General features: G+C 70.5%; 21 protein-coding genes. 14 read left to right on the top strand and 7 right to left on the bottom strand.

Going from position 1 to position 23,772, the window contains the following annotated elements; translation table 11 throughout:
• The first annotated feature begins 83 nt into the window (after positions 1-83).
• Together OG978_RS18580 and OG978_RS18575 are read left to right on the top strand one after the other, a co-directional pair.
• On the top strand, positions 84-1,280 hold the full coding sequence (locus OG978_RS18580) for a DUF2786 domain-containing protein (RefSeq protein ID WP_326766312.1): 1,197 nt from the start codon (positions 84-86) through the stop codon (positions 1,278-1,280).
• 66 nt (positions 1,281-1,346) lie between these two features.
• Positions 1,347-3,518 carry an FUSC family protein gene (locus tag OG978_RS18575; protein WP_326766311.1) on the top strand — a complete coding sequence of 724 codons (2,172 nt, stop codon included), beginning with the start codon at positions 1,347-1,349 and terminating at the stop codon, positions 3,516-3,518.
• Positions 3,519-3,548: 30 nt separating this feature from the next.
• On the opposite strand, the gene OG978_RS18570 is transcribed toward OG978_RS18575, so the two are convergent.
• Positions 3,549-4,031: a hypothetical protein gene (locus tag OG978_RS18570; protein ID WP_326766310.1), complete on the bottom strand. Its 483-nt coding sequence runs from the start codon at positions 4,029-4,031 to the stop codon at positions 3,549-3,551.
• 265 nt (positions 4,032-4,296) lie between these two features.
• On the opposite strand from OG978_RS18570, the gene OG978_RS18565 reads away from it, so the two are divergent.
• A complete protein-coding gene (locus OG978_RS18565) occupies positions 4,297-4,539 on the top strand; it encodes a DUF397 domain-containing protein (RefSeq protein WP_037690973.1) in 243 nt (80 codons plus the stop codon).
• A gap of 92 nt (positions 4,540-4,631) precedes the next feature.
• Here OG978_RS18565 and OG978_RS18560 read toward each other — a convergent pair whose 3' ends face one another.
• A complete protein-coding gene (locus tag OG978_RS18560) occupies positions 4,632-5,135 on the bottom strand; it encodes an ATP-binding protein (RefSeq protein WP_326766309.1) in 504 nt (167 codons plus the stop codon).
• A 328-nt stretch (positions 5,136-5,463) separates the two neighbouring features.
• On the opposite strand from OG978_RS18560, the gene OG978_RS18555 reads away from it, so the two are divergent.
• From OG978_RS18555 to OG978_RS18540, 4 genes are all read left to right on the top strand, one after another.
• Complete coding sequence (locus OG978_RS18555; protein ID WP_326770074.1) at positions 5,464-6,345, top strand: helix-turn-helix domain-containing protein; 882 nt, start codon at positions 5,464-5,466, stop codon at positions 6,343-6,345.
• 54 nt (positions 6,346-6,399) lie between these two features.
• Positions 6,400-7,857, top strand: a complete 1,458-nt coding sequence (locus tag OG978_RS18550; protein ID WP_326766308.1) for an aldehyde dehydrogenase family protein — start codon at positions 6,400-6,402, stop codon at positions 7,855-7,857.
• Between the two features lie 147 nt (positions 7,858-8,004).
• Entirely contained in the window at positions 8,005-8,556 is a 552-nt protein-coding gene (locus tag OG978_RS18545; protein ID WP_326766307.1) for a DinB family protein, read from the top strand.
• Positions 8,557-8,574: 18 nt separating this feature from the next.
• The gene (locus OG978_RS18540; RefSeq protein WP_326770073.1) at positions 8,575-9,216 is read left to right on the top strand and encodes a PadR family transcriptional regulator; all 642 of its coding nucleotides are present in this window, start codon (positions 8,575-8,577) and stop codon (positions 9,214-9,216) included.
• A 20-nt stretch (positions 9,217-9,236) separates the two neighbouring features.
• Here OG978_RS18540 and OG978_RS18535 read toward each other — a convergent pair whose 3' ends face one another.
• The gene (locus tag OG978_RS18535) at positions 9,237-10,661 is read right to left on the bottom strand and encodes a glutamate decarboxylase (protein WP_326766306.1); all 1,425 of its coding nucleotides are present in this window, start codon (positions 10,659-10,661) and stop codon (positions 9,237-9,239) included.
• A gap of 209 nt (positions 10,662-10,870) precedes the next feature.
• Positions 10,871-12,187 (bottom strand): ion channel protein, encoded by a 1,317-nt coding sequence (locus OG978_RS18530; protein WP_442817708.1) that lies wholly within the window; start codon positions 12,185-12,187, stop codon positions 10,871-10,873.
• Between the two features lie 107 nt (positions 12,188-12,294).
• Here OG978_RS18530 and OG978_RS18525 point away from each other — a divergent pair, with 107 nt between their 5' ends.
• Positions 12,295-13,053, top strand: coding sequence for a MerR family transcriptional regulator (locus OG978_RS18525; protein WP_326766304.1), 759 nt, complete (start codon positions 12,295-12,297; stop codon positions 13,051-13,053).
• Between the two features lie 60 nt (positions 13,054-13,113).
• On the opposite strand, the gene OG978_RS18520 is transcribed toward OG978_RS18525, so the two are convergent.
• Positions 13,114-13,479, bottom strand: coding sequence for a YbjQ family protein (locus OG978_RS18520; RefSeq protein ID WP_326766303.1), 366 nt, complete (start codon positions 13,477-13,479; stop codon positions 13,114-13,116).
• 170 nt (positions 13,480-13,649) lie between these two features.
• Here OG978_RS18520 and OG978_RS18515 point away from each other — a divergent pair, with 170 nt between their 5' ends.
• On the top strand, positions 13,650-14,363 hold the full coding sequence (locus OG978_RS18515; protein ID WP_326766302.1) for a DedA family protein: 714 nt from the start codon (positions 13,650-13,652) through the stop codon (positions 14,361-14,363).
• A 24-nt stretch (positions 14,364-14,387) separates the two neighbouring features.
• Here OG978_RS18515 and OG978_RS18510 read toward each other — a convergent pair whose 3' ends face one another.
• Positions 14,388-16,097 carry a threonine/serine ThrE exporter family protein gene (locus tag OG978_RS18510; protein WP_326766301.1) on the bottom strand — a complete coding sequence of 570 codons (1,710 nt, stop codon included), beginning with the start codon at positions 16,095-16,097 and terminating at the stop codon, positions 14,388-14,390.
• A gap of 202 nt (positions 16,098-16,299) precedes the next feature.
• The gene (locus OG978_RS18505; protein WP_003968257.1) at positions 16,300-16,794 is read right to left on the bottom strand and encodes an inorganic diphosphatase; all 495 of its coding nucleotides are present in this window, start codon (positions 16,792-16,794) and stop codon (positions 16,300-16,302) included.
• 56 nt (positions 16,795-16,850) lie between these two features.
• Between OG978_RS18505 and dacB the strand changes: the two genes are divergently transcribed.
• From dacB to ftsH, 5 genes are all read left to right on the top strand, one after another.
• On the top strand, positions 16,851-18,386 hold the full coding sequence (dacB, locus tag OG978_RS18500) for a D-alanyl-D-alanine carboxypeptidase/D-alanyl-D-alanine endopeptidase (protein ID WP_442817707.1): 1,536 nt from the start codon (positions 16,851-16,853) through the stop codon (positions 18,384-18,386).
• Positions 18,387-18,435: 49 nt separating this feature from the next.
• A complete protein-coding gene (locus tag OG978_RS18495) occupies positions 18,436-19,569 on the top strand; it encodes a zinc-dependent metalloprotease (RefSeq protein WP_326766299.1) in 1,134 nt (377 codons plus the stop codon).
• Positions 19,570-19,767: 198 nt separating this feature from the next.
• On the top strand, positions 19,768-20,850 hold the full coding sequence (tilS, locus tag OG978_RS18490; RefSeq protein WP_326766298.1) for a tRNA lysidine(34) synthetase TilS: 1,083 nt from the start codon (positions 19,768-19,770) through the stop codon (positions 20,848-20,850).
• A gap of 99 nt (positions 20,851-20,949) precedes the next feature.
• The gene (gene hpt, locus OG978_RS18485; RefSeq protein WP_072487175.1) at positions 20,950-21,489 is read left to right on the top strand and encodes a hypoxanthine phosphoribosyltransferase; all 540 of its coding nucleotides are present in this window, start codon (positions 20,950-20,952) and stop codon (positions 21,487-21,489) included.
• 228 nt (positions 21,490-21,717) lie between these two features.
• Positions 21,718-23,748 (top strand): ATP-dependent zinc metalloprotease FtsH, encoded by a 2,031-nt coding sequence (gene ftsH, locus OG978_RS18480; RefSeq protein ID WP_326766297.1) that lies wholly within the window; start codon positions 21,718-21,720, stop codon positions 23,746-23,748.
• Positions 23,749-23,772: the final 24 nt, after the last annotated feature.

Genomic DNA, 23,772 nt, shown 5'->3' with positions numbered 1-23,772 from the left:
GCCCCGCGATCACGACCACCAGAGCCCGTCCCCCGGGTAGGGCCAGCCATACCCCGCCGCACCACCCTGCCTACCCTGACCTCATGGAACCGGTGATCGACCAGGCATTCGCGGCAGCCCTCTACTCGGACGGCGACGCCGGTCTCGACACCGGCGCCTCCCGCCTCGCCGCCGATCCGACGGCCGACGCGGAACTGTTCCGGCGCGGCGAGGAGTTCGTCCGCCGGGCCTGGGAGCGCGGCTGGCATCCCGCCGATGTCGTACGCATCGTCCGCCGCGAACTCGACGAGACCGCGGCCTGCCTCGCCGCCGGGCTGATCACCTCGGAGACCGCGCGGTACGAGCGGCTGCCGCCCCGATGGCGGTCCCAGCTCGACGGGCTCCCCGAGGCGCCGCCCCGTAACCGTCCGGACCGCTTCTCCTACGCCTCCGCCGTCCTCGGCCTGTACCGGCTGCTGCTCCGGCTCCCCGCCATCGAACCGGTCGGGCCCCCGCCCGGCATCTCCCCGCACGGGCTCCGGCTGCCGCCCGCGCACGACGAGCCCCGGATGCTGACCCGGATCCGCGCCCTGCTCGCCAAGGCGGAGGCGACCGGCTTCCCCGAGGAGGCGGAGGCCCTCACCACCAAGGCGCAGGAGCTGATGGCCCGGCACTCCATCGACGAGGCCCTGCTCGCCGCCCGTACGCACAGCAAGGAGGCGCCGGGGGCGTGCCGGATCGGGGTCGACGCGCCGTACGAGACGGCGAAGGCGATCCTGCTCGACGCGGTCGCCGCCGCGAACCGCTGCCGTGCGGTGTGGAACAGCGACCTCGGCTTCTCCACGGTGGTCGGCTTCGAGCCGGACCTGGACGCCGTGGAACTGCTGTACACCTCCCTGCTGGTCCAGGGCACGGCGGCGATGACGAAGGCGGAGGCGGGCCAGCGGGCCGGTGGACGCAAGCGGACCAAGACCTTCCGGCAGTCGTTCCTGATGGCGTACGCCCAGCGGCTGGGCAGTCGGCTCGCCGCCGACACCGCTCGCGTCACCGCCGAGGCCGAGGCCGGGACCGGAGCCGGAGCCGGATCGACGGGGCCCGGCGACCCCGATCTGCTCCCGGTCCTCGCCGCCCGCGACATGGCCGTCACGGACACCGCCGAGCGGATGTTCCCCGAGACCACGACCACACGGGTCCGGGGCGCCACGGACCTGGACGGATGGACCCATGGCACGGCTGCCGCGGACCGGGCGCGGATGGGCGGGAACGGTCCGGAGCTGCGTGGCGGACTGGGGAATCGCTAGGAACCGTTCCCGCGGGCCGACTTCCGACAACTCGGACCAATCGGTAATTCCGGTTAGGCTCTGGGCATGAGCTGGCTCCGGGCGCTGAAGGAGACCGCTCGCTCGGGGCTGTCGATCGAGCGGCAGCGTCTCGAACCGCTCATCGCGATCCGTGGCGCGGCCGGTCTCGCCCTCGTCATCGGGGTCGGCCTCGCGCTCTTCGGGCCCGTGGTCGCCGCGAGCTCCGCGTTCGGCGCGTTCCAGGCGGCCATCGCCACCTTCCAGCGCAGCTGGCGCCCCCGGCCCGTACTCGCCCTGGTCTCCGGGGCGAGCCTCGCCGTGTCGACGTTCCTCGGCTATCTCACCGGCTCCCGGCTGCCGCTGTTCCTCGCCCTGCTGGTGCTCTGGACGTTCGTCGCGGGCCTGGCCTGGGCGGCGGGGCCGACCGCCGGCATCATCGCGGCGTCGAACGTGGCGATCATGCTGGTCACGGTCACCCTGCCCACCTCCATCGCCAACTCGGCCGTGCACGCCATGATGATCCTGTTCGGCGGGCTGGTGCAGGCGGCGCTGATCGTCCTGTTCCCGGTACGGAGATGGGGCGCCCAGCGCGACGCCCTCGCCGACGCGCTGGCCGCCGAGGCCGACTACGCCCGCCGGCTGCGCCACGACCCGCTGGCCCCCTTCGACCCGGTGCCGCTGATGACGGCCCGCAGCGCGGCCGCGGTCACCCCGCGCCAGGCCCGCCGCAGGCCGCCCGAGCTGCGGGGCTCCCGAGGGGTCGCCGAACGGATCAGGCCGGTGCTCGCTTCGCTCGCCGACCCGTCCCTGGGCGTGCCGTCCGAAGGGCCGGAGCGGGAACGGGTCCGCGAGCTGCTCGCGGCCGCCGGATCGCTGCTCGACTCGGCGGCCCACGCGATCCGCCACGGCGATCCGGTCGAGCTCGCCCCGTCCGCCGTCGCCGTGCTGAAGACCCCGGACACCAGAACGCTCCTCACCGGCCCGCCGCTCCGCGCCGCCGACCGGCTCGGCGCGCTGCTCTCCGACGTCATCGAAACGGCCGAGGGCGAGGGTACGAAGGAACAGGACGCCAAGGCCGAGGAGGCCGCCGAGGCCATCAAGGCCGGCGCGGACGGGACACCCGCCGCCCCGCACCGCCGCCGCCCCACCCTGCTGCGGCTGGTCCCCGTCGTCGTGAAGGCGATGCGCGCGGAGCTGCGCCCGGGTTCACCGATCCTGCGGCACGCCGTCCGGGTGTCCGTCGTCGCGGCCGTCGGCTATCTCATCGGCACCGCGCTGCCGTTCGGTCACGGCTACTGGGCTCCCATGGCCGCCGTCATGGTGATGCGGCCGGAGTTCTCCCAGACGTACGGGCGGTCCGTGGCCCGGTTCGGCGGCACGATCGTCGGTGTCTCGCTCGCCACCGCGATCGTCCAGACCACCAGCCCCGGGGTGACCACGGCCTCGGTGCTCTCCGTGCTCTGCGCCCTGCTGATGTATCTGCTGATGCGTACCGGGTACGTGGTCGGCCAGGCCTGCGTCTCGGCGTATGTCGTCTTCCTGCTCGGCATGGCGGGCGACGACTGGTCGCAGACCGTACTCGAACGGGTCGTCCTCACCCTCGTGGGCGGCCTCCTCGCGATGATCTCGTACGCCCTGTACCCGGCCTGGGAGACACCGAGGCTCCGCGGCAGGCTCGGCGACTGGCTGAAGGCGGACGGGCGGTACGCCGCCTCGGTCGTCGACCAGTACGCCGAACCGGCCGAGCGCGGCCACGACGACGTACGTTCCGCACTGCTCGACACCCGCGAGGCCCGGATCGCCTGGCAGGAGGCGCTGGCCACCGCCCAGCACGAACCGGTGCGCAACCGCGGCCTCTCCCGCGCCGCCGCCGACGACACCCAGCACGCGCTCGCCCAGCTCGGCCGGGCCGCGATGCTGCTGGAGGCCCACCTCCCGGGCGGCGGCGCCACCCCCGTACAGGACGCGGCGCACCTGGCCGAGGCGCTGCGCCGGGCCACCGAACAGGGCGCGAAGGCGGTGCGGGAGCGGCGGGTGCCGGACTGGTCCGAGGTGCGCGAGGCACTGGCGGAGTGGGACGCGCGGCAGCGCGCGGACGAGGGGAACGCGGACCCCTTCGTACGGGAAGGGGCCCAGCTCCTCCTCGAAGCCCTGGAGGAGTTCTCCCGGGGGCTGGACGGGAAGCCGAAGAAGAAGTCGAAGCCGGACCCGAACCCGCCTGCGGATCAAGCGGGTTGACGGGGCGGTACAGGGGCGGTACAGGGGCGGTCAGGGGGTCGGCAGACCCTCCAGTTCGGGCAGGCCGGACGGCAGGGCACCCGGGTCGGTCTTGGCCAGGGTGTCCTTGACCCCGCTGCCCCAGGACACCACGACGGTCTTGCCGTCGTTGGACTCGACGGTCCCCGTGGTGCGGTCGTCGGCGCCGTCGACGCACTTCAGCGCGAGCGTCACCTTGTCCGCGTCCTGCACGGTGCCCGTGCAGGCGTGCTTCTCGGTGACGAGCACGGCCTTCCCCGACGCCACCGACAGCACGATCGCCTTGCCGTCGCTCTTGCCGGCCCAACCGCCCTCCAGGGCCGCGGCGTCGGTCTTGGAGCCGCTGTCGTCGCCGGGAGCCGGGCTGGACTGTTCGGCGCCGGAGCCGACGCCCGGGTCGTCGCTCTTCTTGCTGTCACTGCTGCAGCCGGTCAGTGCCACAGCGGAGAGGATTCCGGCGGCGATCACGGCGCCGGTTCGTACGAACCTGTGCATCTGTAATTCCCCCTTGTCGACGAAAGACCGAGTCAAGTTATCAGCGCGATCCGCCAGGATGGAGAGCTCGACCCGGGGTAGACGGAGCCGAAACGGCATCCAGCACGTCTGTCCATACGGAGTAAAGCTGTAACCGCGAGAACACCCCGCGTGCACGTGCATCCGCGCATGCATCTGCGCATGCATATGCCCATGCAGGGAAATTTGAACACAGCTATGATCCGAGACAGTTGACACTTGCACCTTGCAACTCGGGGAGCGTCCTGTGCACCACGTGTACAACGGCATGGCGGCCACAGAGCTTCGCGGAGTCGTCTGGCAGAAGAGCAGACACAGCAACTCCCAGGGTTCCTGCGTGGAGTTCGCGAAACTGCCCGACGGAGATGTGGCGATGCGGAATTCGCGCCACCCCGACGGGCCGGCGCTGGTCTATACGCCCGCCGAGATAGAGGCGCTGCTGCTCGGGGTGAAGGACGGGGAGTTCGACCACCTCATAGCGGGCGGCTGATCACATCTCACATCCCGCGGGCCGGTCGTCCGGCCCGGATCACGGGCTGTCGTCCGCCCCGGACCGCCGGCCGCTCATCGCGGCCGGGCGGGTCACACGCCGTCGGAGAGCCGGAACAGCGCCCAGACCACCTTGCCGCGCGCTGCCGACGGGGCGTTCGGGTTCTCCGTCTCCGGGGCAGGGGTGGGGTGCCAGCCCCAGGAGTCGCTGAAGGACTCCACGAGGAAGAGGCCGCGGCCGGATTCCGCGCAGTCCGCTGCCTCGGAGGCGATCGGGCTCTCCTGGCTGGGGTCGCGCACGGCGCACACCAGGCGCGAGCTCCAGCGCATCAAGTGCAGCCGCACGGGCGGGTCCTGGGGGTCCGACGCGGTGCTGTCCGAGGGCAGGGCGTGCCGCAGAGCGTTGGTGACGAGTTCGGAGACCACCAACGCGACGTCGTCGAAGCGCTCGGCCAGTCCCCATCCGTTCAGCGTCGTCCGGGTGAACCGCCTTGCTCCGCCCACGGCTTCGTAGCGGGCGGGCAGCGTGCAGGTGGCCGATCCGGAGACAGCTGAGGGATCGATGGGGGGAAGCCCCTGCCGTAACGGCTCGAGCATCGTCGATCCATTCGTCCCCATGCGAGGCACTCCCGGGATTCGCGGCTGTATCGGTACTGCGGGGGGTACAGCGGCACAACACGAACGAGCACGCAGGTGCGCGAGCCCCATGGTTCCCAATGCGTTGGGCAGATGCAAGGGCAGATGCACGTGCACGCGCCTGACCTGTCCGAACCCGTGCCGGTTCTTGGTCATTTCTTCCCGCGCGTATTTTCGCAGCTTTCTGGAAGGCTTCTCATTTCCGTAATCGAATGAGTACGGGCTGAAGCGTTTTGATGGCAGAATCCGGCACTTGGGGTTCAGGGGGAGCCCCGGTGCCCAGGAAGCGATGGGGAGGACCGGACCAGTGGCGGCAGGCGAGTCGAGTGGATCTGTGGTGCGGCGCATCCTGCTGGGCTCGCAGCTCAGGCGGCTGCGCGACTCGCGCGGCATCACCCGTGAGGCGGCCGGCTACTCCATCCGGGCCTCCGAATCGAAGATCAGCCGCATGGAGTTGGGACGGGTGAGCTTCAAGGCCAGGGACGTCGAGGACCTGCTCACGCTCTACGGAGTCACGGACGAGGCGGAGCGCGACGCTCTGCTCGGCCTGGCCCGTGAGGCCAACGTGGCGGGCTGGTGGCACAGTTACGGAGACGTGCTGCCCGGCTGGTTCCAGACATATGTCGGCCTGGAGGGAGCGGCATCGCTCATCCGGGTGTACGAAGTCCAGTTCGTCCACGGCCTGTTGCAGACCGAGGCGTACGCGCACGCGGTCGTCGCCCGGGGCATGGGCGCCGCGCCCGCCGTCGAGATCGACCGACGTGTGGCGCTGCGACTGGAACGCCAGAAGGCCCTCGTCTCCGAACGCGCACCCCATTTCCATGCCGTACTGGACGAGGCGGCGCTGCGCCGGCCGTACGGCGACCGTGAAGTGATGCGGGCGCAGTTGCGGCACCTGATCGAAATGTCGGAACAGCCCAACATCACTCTCCAGGTCATGCCCTTCAGTTTTGGCGGGCATGCCGGAGAGGGCGGTTCCTTTACGATGCTGCGATTCCCGGAATCCGATCTGTCGGACATCGTCTATTTGGAGCAGCTGACAAGTGCGCTCTATCTGGACAAGGCCGAAGAAGTCGCTCAGTACGAAAAGGCCATGACGCGACTGCACGAGGACAGCCCGGGTCCCGAGGAGAGCCGCGATCTGCTCCGCGGTCTGCTCCAACTCATCTGATTCGTCAGTACGATGGCGGTTCGACGGGAGTCTGCACCTGAGTTAAGGGATCGCATGTCCTTCTTCTACGAGCTGGCCGACCAATACATCGACGGTGAGTGGCGGACCGGAACCGGCTCGTGGGACATCATCGATTTCAACCCCTACAACGGGGAGAAACTCGCCGCGATCACCATCGCCACCGCGCAGGAGGTCGACCTGGCCTACCGCGCCGCCGAGCGCGCCCAGCGGTCCTGGGCCACCACCGGACCGTACGAGCGCCGCGAAGTCCTGGAACGCGCACTGCGCATCACCGCGGAACTGCACGACGACATCGTCGACGCGATCATCGACGAACTGGGCGGCACCCGGGTCAAGGCGGAGCACGAGGTCCGGGTCGCCCAGGAGTTCCTGCGCGACGCGATCCATCAGGCACTGCGCCCGCCGGGCAGCCTCCTGCCCGCCCTGGCGGACGGCAAGGAGAACCGCCTCTACCGGCTGCCGGTCGGCGTCATCGGGGTGATCAGCCCCTTCAACTTCCCCTTCCTGGTGGCGATGAAGTCCGTCGCGCCGGCCCTCGCGCTCGGCAACGCGGTCGTCGTCAAGCCCAATCAGAACGCGCCGGTCGTCGGCGGTGTGCTGATCGCGAAGATCTTCGAGGACGCCGGGCTGCCCGCCGGACTGCTCAACATCGTGATCACCGATGTCGCCGAGATAGGGGACGCGTTCATCGAGCACCCTGTGCCCAAGGTGATCTCGTTCGCGGGCTCGGACCGGGTCGGCCGCCACGTCGGCGCCGTCGCTGCCGGGCACTTCAAGCGGACGATCCTCGAACTCAGCGGCAACAGCGCCCTGGTGGTGCTGGAGGACGCGGACATCGACTACGCGGTCGACGCGGCCGTCTTCAGCCGCTTCGTGTACCAGGGGCAGGTCTGCATGGCCGCCAACCGCATCCTGGTGGACCGCCGCGTCGAGCGGGAGTTCACCGAGAAGTTCACCGCCAGGGTGGCCGCGCTGAAGACGGGTGACCCGCGCGACCCGGAGACCCGGATCGGACCGGTCATCAACACCTTGCAGGCCGACGCCCTGACCACCCTGGTCGACCAGGCGATCGCCGAAGGGGCCACCGCGCTCGTCCGCGGCCGGACCCGCGGCAACCTCGTGGAGCCGACCGTCCTCGCCGGACTCCCCGAGGGCTCCCCGCTGCTCTCCCAGGAGATATTCGGCCCGGTGGCGCTGCTGGTGACGTTCGACGGCGAGGACGAGGCCGTACGGATCGCCAACGACACCCCGTACGGGCTGAGCGGCGCCGTACACACCCGCAGTGCCGAACGCGGGGTGCGGTTCGCGCGGCGCGTGGTCAGCGGGATGTTCCACGTCAACGACTCCACCGTCCAGGACGATCCGCAGGTGGCCTTCGGCGGCGAGAAGTCCTCCGGGATCGGCCGGCTGAACGGTGAGGCGACCGTCGAGGCCTTCACCACCCAGAGGTGGATCTCCATTCAGCACGGCCGGACCGCGTTCCCCTTCTGACCGCCGATCCGTCTCGTCACCGATCGGTCTCGTCACCGATCGGTCTCGTCGCCGATCCGCTCGGAGTTGCGGACGGAAGCTGACCGCAAGGGTCCGTAACTTGGTCGGTGTCAGGAAGAACCGGCACGGATCATCAAGGCGGACACCATGGTCACTCACGTTCCCGCGGAGAATCCCGGCGACGAGCGCGGCGCGCTCCTCTCCTTCGTCGAGGCGCAGCGCGGCGCGATCCGGCGCTCCCTGATCGGGCTGACCGAGGAGCAGGCGGCGAGCCGGCCCAGCGCCAGCACGCTCTCCCTCTCCGGGCTGCTCAAGCACGTGGCCGAGACCGAGCTGAACTGGCTGCGCATGGCCCAGCAGCGGCCGAACGAGAACGCCCGCACCGAGGACACCTGGGCGGACAGCTTCCGGCTCGTCGGCGACGAGACGGTGGAGCAGATGCTGGAGTTCTGGGACGGCGTCGCGGCCGAGACCGAGAAGTTCATCCGCTCGGTGCCGGACATGAACGACACCTTCCCGCTGCCCGAAGCCCCTTGGTTCCCGAAGGACGGGCGGTGCTCGATGCGGTGGCTGCTGGTCCATCTCGTCGAGGAGATCGCCCGGCACGCCGGGCACGCCGACATCATCCGGGAGTCGCTGGACGGCCGTACCGCGTTCGAGCTGGTCGCCGAGGCGGGGGGCTACTCTAATCAAAGTTGAGTAGAAGGGGTGCGTGAGATGTCCGCGATCCGGCTGCTGGTCCTCTGTGCCGTGCGCCAGCACGGTCGGGCGCACGGCTATCAGGTCCGCAACGACCTGGAGTACTGGGGCGCGCACGAGTGGTCCAACGCCAAGCCCGGGTCGGTCTATCACGCGCTGAAGCAGATGGCGAGGCAGGGCCTGCTGGTCGCCCACGAGACCGCCCCGAGCACGGCGGGCGGCCCGCCCCGTACCGAGTACGAGATCACCGAGCGGGGCGACGAGGAGTACTTCACGCTGCTGCGCGCGGCGCTGACCTCGTACGACCAGAAGCCGGACGTGCTGTCGGCGGCGCTCGGCGGCATCGTCGACCTGGAGCGGTCCGAGGCGGTCGCGCTGCTCAAGGAGCGGGTCGCCGGTCTCGTGGCCTGGCGGGCCGAGGTCACCGGGTACTACACGCCGGAGGCCGGGCCCGAGTCGATCGGCCACATCGGCGAGATCATGAACATGTGGGTCCACTCGGCGGACGCCGGGGCCGAGTGGACGCGCGGGCTGATCGCCCGCATCGAGGGTGGGGCGTACACCTTCGCGGGGGAGGGCGAGCCCTTCGTCGGGGTGCTCGCCGAGGGGCAGGAGAACCCGTACGCGACGGGTGTCCCGGATCCCGGCGACGACGAGTGATCAGGCGCTGATCCAGGCTCTCAGTGGTGGAACGCCGTCGCCATGTCCCTGTCGCGGCTCAGCGGGTGCGGCTGGCGGCGCAGGTCGGGAAGGATCAGCGCGAGGTCCTCCAGCAGCAGCTCGGCGAGGTCCGACGAGAAGCCGTTGCGGCACACCACCCGCAGCACCGCCAGGTCCTGACGATTGGCCGGGAAGGTGTACGCGGGCACCCGCCAGCCCTGTTCGCGCAGCCGCCGCGACACGTCGAAGACGTCGTACGCCTCCACCTCCGGCGCGGTCGTCAGCGCGAGTACGGGCAACTGGTCGCCCCGGGTGAGGAGCCGGAAGTCGCCGATCGCCTCGATCCGCTTCGCGAGCCCGCAGGCCACGTCCCGGGACGCCTGCTGGACGGCCCGGTAGCCCTCGCGGCCCAGCCGCAGGAAGGTGTAGTACTGCGCCACCACCTGTGCGCCGGGCCGGGAGAAGTTCAGCGCGAAGGTCGGCATGTCGCCGCCCAGGTAGTTGACCCGGAACACCAGCTCCTCGGGCAGCTCGGCAGGCGAGCGCCACAGCACCCAGCCGACGCCGGGGTAGACCAGGCCGTACTTGTGCCCGGAGGTGTTGATGGAGGACACCCTCGGCTGCCGGAAGTCCCACACCAGGTCCTCGTCCAGGAACGGCGCCACCATCGCCCCGGAGGCCCCGTCCACATGTACGGGGATGTCGAGGCCGGTACGTTCCTGAAGGGCGTCCAGCGCCGCGCACAGCTCCGCGACCGGCTCGTACGAACCGTCGAAGGTGGAGCCGAGGATGCCGACGACGCCGATGGTGTTCTCGTCGCAGAGGTCGGCCGCGGCCTGCGGGTCGAGGTGGAAGCGGTCGCCTTCCATCGGGACCAGCCGCGGCTCGACCTCCCAGAAGTTGCAGAACTTGTCCCAGCAGACCTGCACATTGATGCCCATGACCAGGTTCGGCCGGGCGGCCGCCGGGTAGCGGTCGGCGTTCCTGGCCGCCCAGCGGCGCTTCAGCGCCATTCCCGCGAGCATGCAGGCCTCGCTGGAGCCGGTCGTCGAACAGCCCACGGCGGCCGAGGGATCGGGGGCGTTCCAGAGATCGGCGAGCATCGCCACACAGCGCCGCTCCAGCTCGGCCGTGCGCGGGTACTCGTCCTTGTCGATCATGTTCTTGTCGCGGCACTCGCCCATCAGCACCCCGGCCTGGGGCTCCATCCAGGTGGTGACGAAGGTGGCGAGGTTGAGCCGTGAGTTGCCGTCGAGCATCAGCTCGTCGTGGACCAGGCCGTACGCGGTCGACGGCGGCATCGGCCCGTCGGGCAGCCGGTGCCGGGGTGGCGCCGACTCCATGCCGGCGGCCGGGTCGGCCTCCCCGTAGAACGGGTTGAGGGCGAGTCTGCGGCGGGCGTCGGACGGTTCCGTGCTCTGGGACGAACCCTTGTGGAGAGGCATCGGCGGGCAGCCCTTCTCGGCTCTCGGCGGTCTTTCGTGACTCGCGACGGTCCGGTCGGTGTGGTGCCGTCAGCTCTCGGTGGCGACGTCGACGGGCGTGGGCATTGCCGAAACTCCCGACGGACCTGACGGGGCAAATCCATACGGCTGCGACGATACGGAAGGGCCGGGCATCCGGCGCGGCGGCGGCGGGGCGGCCCGGGACCGGCTCACCTCAGCGGCGTACCGTCCTCGTGCAGCTGCATCTGCGGCCGCCCGGTCACCAGCAGCCAGGCGGGCAGCGACGCCACGCACAGCATCGGGAGCACGGCCGCGTCGCCGACCAGCACCGCCGCGGTGAACAGGCTCAGCCAGCCCTGCCGGGTGATGGCCAGCAGAATTCCCAGCACCCCGCAGGTCACCGCGAGCGCCACCGGCACCGACGGGACCAGGGCGTGGGCGCAGAGCCCAAGCGCGACACCCACGAAGACGGCGGGGAAGATCCGCCCGCCCCGGAAGCCGCAGCTCGCCGCGATCAGCAGCGCGGCCGTCTTCACCACGGCCATGACCGCGAACTGCACGGCCGACCAGCCGCTCGGGTCGGCGGCGAGCTCCTTCACCTCGTCGAGCCCCTTGAACAGGGTGAGCCGCCCGCCCAGCGCGCCCAGCAGGCCGAGCAGCAGCCCACCCGCGGTCAGTGCCAGGACCGGGTGCTTCAGGGCCCGGAAGAACCGGTGCACGTGCGGGAACGCGTACACCGCCAGCAGGCCGAGCACCGCCCCCGCCAGTGCGATGACGACCGAGGAAAGCAGGTCGCCCCAGTGCGGCTGGGTGTAGGCCGGCAGCGACAGGTCGAAGCTGGGATGGGCCAGCAGCGTCATGGTGAGCGCACCCGTGGTGCCCGCCGCGAGCGGGCCGAAGAGGCGGTCCCAGAGTGCGCCCGGCCCGGCGTGGGAGGCGAGGACCTCGGAGAGGATCAGCGCGGCGGCCACCGGGGTGCCGAAGAGCGCCCCGATGGTGCCGGCCGCGGCGAGCGAGAGCCAGAGCGCCGCCGGTGTGCCGGGTGCGAAACGGTGGCCGAGCCAGTAGGCCAGCGCGATGTTGGCGGCCGTGATCGGGTTCTCCGGGCCGAGGCTGACCCCGCCCGCCAGGGTGAGGACCGTGACGAGCAGCAGCCCCGGAACCACGCCGGGCGGCAGCGGCGGATCGACCAGCCCGGTGGTCGCCGGATCGGGGCCCGCGTGACCGGGCACCGCCCGGATGAGCAGCCCGACCGCCAGCCCGCTCGCGGTGAGCATCACGATCATCCAGAGCGTGGAGTAGCGGCCGACGGAGAGCGCGTCGGGGAGTGTCTCCCAGAGCACGTCCTGCAGCTTGTCCGCGAGCAGGCTGATGCCGAGCAGGACGAGGGCGCAGAGGACCCCGACGGTCAGTGCGGGCACGATGACGGGCAGCAGTCGGCGTACGGGGGTGGATTCGGGAGCGGGTCCAGCGGAAGCGGAGGAATCGGTGGCCACCGGCTCACCATAACGGCGTAAAAGGAACATAACCCCTCGAATGGCGCCGGGTTGGCGGCAATTCGGGCTTGCACCTCACGTCACGTCAGGGCCCAGGCTCGGGGACGTACCCGATCGGAGAAGGGAGCGGGGGAGTCATGGAGTACCCCGTGGGACAGGTCGCCGTATTCGCCGGAGTCACGGTGCGCACCCTGCATCACTACGACGGCATCGGACTGCTCTCGCCCAGCGCGCGCAGCCGCGCCGGGCACCGCCGTTACGACGACGGCGATCTCGACCGGCTGCAGCAGATCCTGTTCTACCGGGAGCTCGGCTTCCCGCTCGACGAGATCGCGGTACTGCTCGACGATCCGCACGCGGACCCGCAGGAGCATCTGCGGCGCCAGCACCGGCTGCTCTCCGACCGGATCGCCGAACTGCGAAGGATGGCCGACGCCGTCGAGACAGCCATGGAGGCACGGAAGATGGGCATCAACCTCACACCCGAGGAGAAGTTCGAGGTCTTCGGGGGCAAGGACCCCGAGGCGCACGCGGAGGAGGCCGAACGCCGCTGGGGCGGCACCGCCGCATACGCCGAGTCGCAGCGCCGGGCCGCCGGGTACACCAAGGACGACTGGAAGCGGATGCAGGCGGAGGTCGCCGAATGGGGCGCCGCCTACGACGCGCTGATGGAGGCCGGGGAGCCGGCCACCGGCGAGCGGGCGATGGGGCTGGCCGAGGCCCACCGGCTGCACATCGGCAAGTGGTTCTACGAGTGCACGGCCGAGGCGCACCGGGGGCTCGGTGAGATGTATGTGTCCGACGAGCGGTTCCGCGCGTTCTACGACTCGATGCGGCCGGGCCTGGCCGAGCACCTGCGGGACGCGATCGACGCCAACGCCCGACGCCTGGAGTGACCGCCGCGGGGTGGGGGCGCCCGGGGGTGGGGGCGCTCCCCACCCCGCGGCCGCGCCCGCTCAGCTCTTGCTGATCACGACCGCGGTTCCGTACGCGCACACCTCCGTGCCCACGTCGGCCGCCTCGGTCACGTCGAAGCGCATCATCAGCACCGCGTTGGCGCCCCGGGCCTTCGCCTGCTCGACGAGCCGTTCCATCGCCTGGTTGCGGGTCTGGACGAGCGTCTTGGTCAGTCCCTTCAGCTCGCCGCCGATCATGGACTTCAGCCCGGCACCGATCTGGCTGCCCAGATGGCGGGAGCGGACGGTGAGGCCGAACACCTCCCCGATCACCTGCGTCACCTGGTGGCCCGGTACGTCGTTCGTCGTGACGACCAGGACGTCCGACAGGTCCGTCTGCCCGCCGCCGTAATCCTCAATGCCCATCGTGTGGCACCTCCTGGGGACAGCTTTGTACTGGTTGACCCGGTATGCATCCCCGGCCGGCCCGGTGGGTGCCCTCGCAGGGGCCATCTGGAACCCGGGGGTGTCATCCTGCGTTGATAGCTTTGGGCGGCCACGCAGCCGCCATCGATCGATCCAGGAGCCCCGGACCCTTGAATACGCTTGCGCTCGGCCCGAGCTGGCTGGACCCGGACTATCTGATCAACACATTCGGAATTCCCGGCGTCCTCCTCATCGTCTTCGCCGAGTCCGGACTGCTGATCGGCTTCTTCCTCCCCGGCGACTCGCTCCTGTTCACCACTGGTCTGCTGGTGACCACCGGCCAGCTGGACACCCCGCTCTGGCTGGTCTGCCTCCTGGTGGCGCTGGCGGCGATCATCGGTGACCAGGTGGGCTATCTCTTCGGCCGCAAGGTCGGCCCGTCGCTCTTCAACCGCCCGGACTCGCGCCTGTTCAAGCAGGAGAACGTCGAGAAGGCGCACGACTTCTTCGAGAAGTACGGACCGAAGTCGCTGATCCTGGCCCGCTTCGTGCCCGTGGTTCGTACGTTCACACCGATCATCGCCGGTGTGAGCCGGATGAACTACCGCTCGTTCATCGTGTTCAACATCGTCGGCGGAGTGCTCTGGGGCGTCGGCGTCACGCTGCTCGGCTCGGCCCTCGGCAAGATCGACTTCGTCCACGAGAACATCGAGGCGATGCTCATCCTGATCGTGCTCATCTCGGTGCTGCCGATCGCGATCGAGTTCCTGCGGGCCCGCTCCAAGTCGAAGAAGGAGGCGGCGTCCGGCGGCGGCGAGGGCCACGGCCCGTCCGCCGGGGGCAGCCCGTCCTCGGGCCAGCGCGGTCGGCACGCCAAGCGCTGACGCGGGAGGAGGCCGCCCGCGGGCTCAGAAGCCGCGCGTCCGTTTGGCCGCGCGGCGGTTCGCCCCGCCGACCGCTCCCGGCACCCGCATGAAGAGCCGGGAGATCTCGCTTCCCAGATTCACCCCGATCGCGATGGCCAGCGCCGTGGCCACCGCGGTCGACAGCGAGGCGAGCCCGGCGTTCACCCTTCCCTGTGCCACGGCCAGCAGACCGAAGTACGTGGCCGAACCGGGCAGCAGCGGGCCGATCGCCGCCGTGATGAACGGCAGCGACGAGGTGTACCGGTAGCGCGAGAGCAACTGCCCGAACAGACCCACCAGACCGGCCGCCGTCGCCGTCGCCGCCACCGCCGAGATATTGCCGGTGCGGGCCATCGCCCCGTAGATCACCCAGGCCACACCGCCGTTGAGGGTCACCACCAGCACCGTGGACCGGTCCTGCTGGAGCAGGATCGCGAAGGCGAAACAGAGCGCCATCGACGCCAGGATCTGCACCACCGGCCGGTCGTGGGCGATGAACCTGGCCTCGGGGTTCAGCTCGGCGCCCAGCTGAAGCCCCAGGTACAGCACCAGCAGCACCCCGACGACGATGCCGATGAACAAGTACATGACTTCGAGCAGACGCGCGGCCGCGGTGATGTAGAAACCGGTCAGCCCGTCCTGCACACCCGCCACCAGGGCCCGCCCCGGCAGCAGCGCGAACAGCCCACCGGTGATGACCGCGGACGGCCGCACGTCCGACCAGTGGGTGAGGGTCAGCGCCACCCCCAGTGCGGCCGGCGGCATCGCCGCCGCCACGAACTGGTAGAACTCCGGCAGCCCGCGCCCGGCACACAGCCAGGCGAGCCGGTCGCCGAGCATCGCGCCGACCGCCGCCACCAGGAACACCAGCGGACCACCGCCGAGCAGCACCGACGCCGCACCCGCGAGACCGCCGGCGGCCAGCGTCAGCACCCAGCCGGAGTACGGATGCCGGTTGCGCCGGATCTCCGCCAGCCGCCGGTAGGCATCCTCCAGCGAGACCTCGACGTCCTCGGTGGTGATGTCGTCGATCAGCCGGAAGACGGCGGCCAGCCGGGTGTAGTCGGTGGCGCGGCGGCGTACGGTACGGCTCGCCGTCACCGGGTCGTCGACCAGCGACGGCTGGTGCGTGATCGACAGCAGGGTGAAGGTGACCGTGGGCTCGCAGCGGTCCAGGCCGTAGCTGCGGGTGACCGCGAACATGGCCGCCTCGACGTCCTCGGCGCCCTCGCCGCCGGCCAGCAGCAACTCCCCGATACGCAGCGTCAGGTCGAGCACGCGCGGCACCGCGGGCCCCGTCTCGTCGGGCTTCTGGACCGTCTCCGGCGCCGGGCGCTCGGCGACCGGCATCCGCAGCATCGTGCGCATCCGGTCCTGCCAGGGGGCCTCCTTGGTCAGCCGGATCATCGGGCTGCCGTGGGCCGGGGTGAAGGCGGGCGGCGAGTGCTGGGCGCTGTAGGTGCGCGGCGGGGCGAAGGCCGAGCCGATCGTGTCCGAACCCGTTCCGGCCCCCGGGGCGGAACCAGAAGCGGAACCTGCTCCCGACCCCTGGGGCTCGGTCGTCAGACCGGCCGGAATGGCGAATTCCGATGTCGGCTGGTCGTCCTCGGGGGCGGACGTGGGCCTGCCCACCCCGGCCGGCGGGACGAAGGCGCTGCGCGCCTCGTCGGACTGGGGCTTCTGGTCCTCCGGACCGCCCTGTTCCGCCACCACTAGATCTCGCTCCTCATCGGCTGCGCTTGTGCCCAGTATGGCCACGGACCCGGGCACGGGTGCGAAGAGGGCGGTTCACGGTCACGCAGGGGGCGCTTCACAGGCCGGGCGGACATGCGGAACGGGCGGCACTCCGACGAAAGGAGTACCGCCCGTTCCCGGCACGGAACCGTGGAAACGGAACCGTGTCACGACCCTCGGGTCAGTGCGCGCCGCCCTGCGCCTCAAGGCGCTTGTAGGAGGCCTCGATCTCGGCCTCGGCCTCGGCGCGGCCGACCCAGTCGGCGCCCTCGACCGACTTGCCGGGCTCCAGGTCCTTGTAGACCTCGAAGAAGTGCTGGATCTCCAGGCGGTCGAACTCCGACACGTGGTGGATGTCGCGCAGGTGCTCCACCCGGGGGTCGGAGGCCGGCACGCACAGCAGCTTGTCGTCGCCGCCGGCCTCGTCCGTCATCCGGAACATGCCGATGGCGCGGCACTTGATGAGGCAGCCGGGGAACGTCGGCTCGTCCAGGATGACCAGCGCGTCCAGCGGGTCGCCGTCCTCGCCGAGGGTGTTCTCGACGAAGCCGTAGTCCGCCGGGTAGCTGGTCGAGGTGAAGAGTCGACGGTCCAGGCGGATCCGACCGGTCTCGTGGTCCACCTCGTACTTGTTCCGCGAACCCTTCGGGATCTCGATGGTGACGTCGAACTCCACGGGTGGCTCCTCCATGATCAACACTTACGACTGGTGATTAAGTGTCCCCCACGCAGATGTGTGCTCGCGAAAGGGGCTGGTCAACGGTGGACGAGCCGGTGAAAAGACCGTCGGTCAACCCGCTGGACAAGCTGAGCAGGCTCACCCCTCGGGGTGCCATGATCAGGTTGAAGGGACTGAACGACCGACAGTTCACCGCCGTCTCCGCCGGCCTCGGCCTGGCGCTCGCGGCCGGCGTCGTCCTTGCCGCCGGCCCCTGGGACTCGGGTCAGCGTAAGGCCGAGGCGGACTGGGCCGCCGCCCGGAACCGTACAGGTGGCGCACATCACGAATCCGCCGCACCGTCCGGACCGGCGCCCGCACCCAGCGCCCCGGCCGTTCTCGCGGCCCTCTCCTCCGCCGTCGACAACTCCGCCCCGGACGCCCGGGACACCCCGAACGGCGCAGCCGCCGCCCTCCGTGCCACCTTCGGCCCGCTGTTGAAGGACCCCGCCCTGGGCACCCGGCGCACCGCCGTCGTCATCGACACCGCCAGTGGCGAGCGGCTGTACGGCCAGGGCGCCGATACGCCCATGACGCCGGCCTCCACCGTCAAGATCGCCACCGCGGTCGCCGCCCTGAGCGCCCTCGGCCCCGACCACCGCATCGCCACGACGGTCCGGGCGTCCGCCGACTCCCGCACCATCGCCCTGGTCGGCGGCGGCGACCCCACCCTCGACAAGGCCGCCCTGCGCAGACTGGCCACCGACACCGCCCGCGCCCTGAAGGACCGGGGCGTCGAGAAGGTCCGCCTCGCGTACGACACCTCCCGCTACTCCGGGCCGGCCCGGCACCCGATCGGCCGCAACGAGAACATCGCGCCCGTCAGCGCCCTGATGACCGACGAGGGCAGGCTCGACGACACCGACAGCGGACCCGCCCCGCGCAGCGACGACCCGGCCGGAGACACCGCCCGTACCTTCGCGAAGCTCCTCGACGACGCCGGGATCGCCACCGGGTCCGACCCGAAGCCCGGCCGCCCGGCCGCCGGATCCCGGAAGGTCGCCGAACACCGCTCCGCCCCGCTCTCCGCCCTCGTCGAACGGGCCCTGACCAACAGCGACAACGACATCGCCGAAGCGCTCGCCCGGCAGACCGCCATCGCCGCGGGCGAACCGGCCGACTTCGCCGGCGGCCGACGGGCCGTCACCGCACAGCTCAAGAAGCTCGACCTGCCGCTGAAGGGTGCGGACCTCGCCGACGGCAGCGGACTGAACCGCAAGGACAAGGTCACCGCCGGACTGCTGGCCGGCCTCCTCGCCCGCGCGGCCGACCCGGACCACCCCGAACTGCGCCCCGTCCTCACCGGCCTCCCCGTGGCCGGATTCAGCGGCACGCTCAGCGACCGCTACACCGGGAAGTCCGCGGGCACCGGCCTGATCCGGGCCAAGACCGGCACCCTCACCGGCGTGAACACCCTCGCGGGGACGGTCGTCGACCGGCAGGGCCGGCTGCTCGCCTTCGCCTTCCTGGCATCCGGTACGAACTCCCCGTCGGACGCCCAGTCCGCCCTCGACACCCTCGCCACCAGCCTCGCCTCCCGCACCCATTGAGCCGGTCAACACCGCACCGCGGACGGAGCCGAGCACGTACGGTTGACGCATGACGAGCATCGGTGGTGCCGAGATGGTCGACTGGAATCTCGCGGTCGCGACCGCGACCCGACTTGTGCGGCCGGGGCCGGAGATCAGCCGCGAGGAGGCCCGCGAGGTCGTTGCGGAGCTGCGTCGGCATGCCAAGGCCGCGGAGGACCACGTCCGTTCCTTCACCCGGATGATCCCGGAGGGGACCGAACCGGAGGACACCCCGGTCCTGGTCGTGGACCGGGCCGGCTGGATCAAGGCCAATGTCGCGGGCTTCCGCGAACTGCTCCGTCCGTTGCTGGGAAAGATGCAGGACCGGCGCTCGGGCGGCCCCGGCGGCGCCGTGCTCGGTGCGGTCGGCGGCAAGGTGACCGGCGTCGAGGTGGGGATGCTGCTGTCGTTCCTGGCCTCCCGGGTCCTCGGCCAGTACGAGACGTTCGCCCCGGCCACCCGCGAGCTCCCGGCCTCGGCCGACGGCGGCGGCCGACTGCTGCTCGTCGCCCCGAACATCGTGCACGTCGAGCGCGAACTGGACGTCGACCCGCACGACTTCCGGCTCTGGGTCGCGCTCCACGAGGAGACCCATCGCACCCAGTTCACCGGAGTGCCCTGGCTCCGCGACCATCTGCAGGGCGAGATCCAGTCATTCCTCGACGAGACCGACATCGACCCGATGACCGTGCTGGAACGGCTCCGCGAGGCCGCCCAGTCCCTGGCCGGGGGCCGCCCCGAGGGCGAGGACGGCGAGGACGGCGGCCGCAGCCTGGTCGAACTCGTCCAGACGCCCACCCAGCGCGAGATCCTCGGCCGGCTCACCGCCGTGATGTCCCTGCTCGAAGGCCATGCCGACTACGTGATGGACGGCGTCGGCCCCGAGGTGGTCTCCTCCGTCGGCGAGATCCGGGAGAAGTTCCAGCAGCGCAGGGCGCGCGGCGCCGGCCGCCTCGACCAGGCGCTGCGCAAGCTCCTCGGACTCGACGCCAAGCTGCGCCAGTACCGCGACGGCGAACGGTTCGTCCGGGCCGTGGTCGACGAGGTCGGCATGGACGGCTTCAACCGGGTCTGGACCTCGCCGAACACCCTGCCCACCAAGGCGGAGATCGCGAAACCGGCGGACTGGATCGCGAGGGTGCACCGTAAGGCAGAGTCCTGATCATGGCCGGTCCGACGGCGGGCGACAGGATGAGAACGCGCCGGTAATCACCCATCCGAGGGACCGTAGGGGCATGGGAAGGCGTGCAATGCTCGATGGACGGCTTGCCTCTGTCACCATCGACGCACTCTGAGTGACGGCACACTTCCCGTCCGGCACTTCGAGGCACCTCCCCAAACTTCACGAAGGGCACCGGACATGGGTCCCCATCCTGCGGTCGCGGCGATACGCCTGGCGGTCCGCCGCGTACTCCACGACGTACTCACCGAACACACCCGAAGCGCCGACCACACCCGGCGCACCCCGCACCCCGAGCTCGCCGAAGCCGGTGCGGGCAGGCAGCGCGCCGCACTCCCCGAACGCCCCGACACTCCTCTGGTGCTGGTGGCATGCTCCGGCGGCGCCGACTCCATGGCCCTCGCCTCCGCCCTCGCCTTCGAGGCCCCCAAACTCGCCGTCCGGGCCGGCGGGATCACCGTCGACCACGGCCTCCAGGACGGCTCCGACACCCGGGCCGCCGAGGTCGTCGACCGCCTCACCGCCCTGCACCTCGACCCGGTCGAGTCCGTCGCCGTGCAGGTCGGCCACGAAGGCGGCCCGGAGGCCGCGGCCCGTGACGCCCGCTACGCCGCCCTGGACGCGGCGGCCGAGCGGCACGGCGCCGCCGCCGTACTGCTCGGACACACCCGTGACGACCAGGCGGAGACGGTGCTGCTCGGCCTCGCCCGAGGCTCCGGCATCCGCTCGCTCTCCGGCATGGCCGCCGCGTCCGGACCGGCCGGCCGCTACCGCCGCCCCTTCCTCCAGCTCGACCGGCAGACCGCCCGCAAGGCCTGCCTCGTCCAGTCCCTGCCCGTCTGGGACGACCCGCACAACATCGACCCCGCCTACACCCGCTCCCGGTTGCGCCACGAGGGCCTGCCCGCCCTGGAGAAGGCGCTGGGCAAAGGGGTCGTCGAGGCCCTGGCCCGTACCGCGCAGCTCTCCCGCGACGACGCCGACGCGCTGGACACCTGGGCCGCCGAGGCCGACCGCGCCGTGCGGGACGACGCGGGCCGTCTGGAGTGCGCCAAGCTGTACGCGCTGCCGCCCGCCGTACGCCGCCGGGTCCTGCGCCGGGCCGCCATGGAGGCGGGTTCCCCGGCCGGTTCGCTCTTCGCCCGGCACATCGAGGAAGTCGACCGTCTGATCACCGGCTGGCGCGGCCAACGGGCCATCAACCTGCCCGGACGGGTCGAAGCCATGCGTCAGGGTGGCAGACTGGTCATTCGGCAGAGCTGAAGCACAAGCGGCTGACACGCAGGCGAGCGGCCACGCAGGTGCGGGGCAACACCCCGGACCCGGCAGGCAGAGAAAGAGACGCGGGTGAACGAGAAGGACATGGGCACCGACCTTCAGTCGGTGCTCCTCACCAAGGAAGAGATCGACGCGAAGCTCGTCGAGCTGGCCGCGAAGATCGACGCGGAGTACGCGGGCAAGGACCTGCTCATCGTCGGCGTCCTCAAGGGCGCAGTGATGGTGATGGCGGACCTGGCGCGCGCGCTGTCCACCCCCGTCACCATGGACTGGATGGCCGTCTCGTCGTACGGCGCGGGCACCCAGTCCTCCGGAGTGGTCCGGATCCTCAAGGACCTGGACACCGACATCAAGGGCAAGCACGTCCTGATCGTCGAGGACATCATCGACTCGGGCCTGACGCTGTCGTGGCTGATGTCGAACCTCGGCTCGCGCGAGCCCGCCTCCCTGGAGATCTGCACCCTGCTGCGCAAGCCGGACGCGGCCAAGGTCGCGCTCGACTGCAAGTGGGTCGGTTTCGACATCCCCAACGAATTCGTCGTCGGCTACGGGCTCGACTACGCCGAGAAGTACCGCAACCTCCCCTTCGTCGGCACGCTCGCCCCGCACGTCTACGGGGGCTGACCTCCTCCCGGAGCCCTTCGCCCGGCCCCCGGGGTGCCCGGGGCCGACCGGAACCGACGGCGGGGAACCTTTTACCGGTTTCCCGCCGTTGAGTCTTCGAAGGCGGGTTTGACAGACGTCCCCGGCGGTCGCGGGTGACAATGCTGGGGTACCGTCCGAAGAACAGTCTTTTCTCACAGCAGCATTTACCTACGGGCAGGAGGGACGGGGCGGCTTCGCCCCGTATGGATGGACGTGAAGCGATACTTCCGTGGGCCGGTCATGTGGATCGTGCTGGCCGTCCTCGCCGTGGTCGTGTTGATGACAGTCGTCGGCTCGTCGGGCGGCTACAAATCGGTGGACACCGGCAAGGTGATCCAGGCGATCAGCAAGGACCAGGTGGCGCAGGCCAAGCTGACCACCGGTGACGATCAGATCATCAAGATCGAGTTGAAGAAGGGCCAGAAGCTCTCGGGCGAGTCCGGCACCAAGTTCCAGGCGAGCTACATTGGCAACCAGGGTGTCCAGCTCGCGGACACGCTGCAGCAGAAGTTCGAGAGCGGCAAGATCGACGAGGGCTACACGGTCTCGCCGTCCAAGCAGTCCCCGTTCATCTCGATCCTCCTCTCGCTGCTGCCGTTCGTCCTGATCGTGGTCGTCTTCCTGTTCCTGATGAATCAGATGCAGGGTGGCGGCTCCCGGGTCATGCAGTTCGGGAAGTCCAAGGCCAAGCTGATCACCAAGGACACCCCGAAGACGACGTTCGCCGATGTGGCGGGGTCGGACGAGGCCGTCGAGGAGCTCCAGGAGATCAAGGAGTTCCTCCAGGAGCCGGCAAAGTTCCAGGCCGTCGGCGCCAAGATCCCCAAGGGTGTCCTGCTGTACGGGCCTCCCGGTACGGGCAAGACGCTGCTCGCACGCGCCGTCGCCGGCGAGGCGGGCGTCCCGTTCTACTCGATCTCCGGTTCCGACTTCGTCGAGATGTTCGTCGGTGTCGGTGCCAGTCGGGTCCGTGACCTCTTCGAGCAGGCCAAGGCGAACGCCCCGGCGATCGTCTTCGTCGACGAGATCGACGCCGTCGGCCGGCACCGCGGTGCCGGTATGGGCGGCGGGCACGACGAGCGCGAGCAGACGCTGAACCAGCTGCTCGTCGAGATGGACGGCTTCGACGTGAAGGGCGGCGTCATCCTGATCGCCGCCACGAACCGGCCGGACATCCTCGACCCGGCGCTGCTGCGCCCGGGCCGTTTCGACCGCCAGATCGCGGTCGACCGGCCGGACATGCAGGGCCGCCTGGAGATCCTCAAGGTGCACCAGAAGGGCAAGCCGGTCGCGAAGGACGTCGACCTCGGCGCCGTCGCCCGTCGTACGCCCGGCTTCACCGGTGCCGACCTGTCGAACGTGCTGAACGAAGCGGCGCTCCTCACGGCGCGCGCCGATCTGAAGCTGATCGACAACGGGATGCTCGACGAGGCCATCGACCGCGTCGTGGCGGGCCCGCAGAAGCGGACCCGGATCATGTCCGAGAAGGAGAAGAAGATCACCGCGTACCACGAGGGCGGACACGCCCTGGTCGCGGCGGCTTCCCCCCAGGCGGACCCGGTCCACAAGATCACGATCCTCTCCCGTGGCCGCGCCCTCGGTTACACGATGGTGCTCCCGGAGGAGGACAAGTACTCCACGACGCGCAACGAGATGCTCGACCAGCTGGCCTACATGCTGGGCGGGCGCGCGGCCGAGGAGCTGGTCTTCCACGACCCGACCACCGGCGCTGCCAACGACATCGAGAAGGCCACCGCAACGGCCCGCTCGATGGTCACGCAGTACGGCATGACGGAGCGGCTCGGCGCGATCAAGTTCGGCGGCGACAACACCGAGCCCTTCGTGGGCCGGGAGATGGGCCACCAGCGCGACTACTCGGAAGAGGTCGCGGCCCTCGTCGACGAGGAGGTCAAGAAGCTCATCGAGACCGCCCACAACGACGCGTGGGAGATCCTCGTCGAGAACCGCGACGTGCTGGACAACCTCGTTCTCCAGCTCCTGGAGAAGGAGACGCTCGGCAAGGAGGAGATCGCCGAGATCTTCGCCCCGATCGTGAAGCGCCCGGCCCGTCCGGCGTGGACCGGCTCCGCCCGGCGTACGCCGTCGACGCGGCCGCCGGTGCTCTCGCCGAAGGAGCTCGCCCTCACCAACGGCGCCACCACGGCGAACGGCTCGGTCGTCCCCACGGACACCGTCCCGGCCGCCGAGGTCGTCCCGGAGGACCGGCCCGAGAGCTGATCCCGTTCTCCCCGGTGTGGCCCC

The sequence above is a fragment of the Streptomyces sp. NBC_01591 genome (assembly GCF_035918155.1).
Taxonomy (GTDB): Bacteria; Actinomycetota; Actinomycetes; order Streptomycetales; family Streptomycetaceae; genus Streptomyces.
The sequence above is the reverse complement of the archived record's forward strand: the minus strand, read 5'-3'. Positions and strand labels throughout refer to the sequence as shown.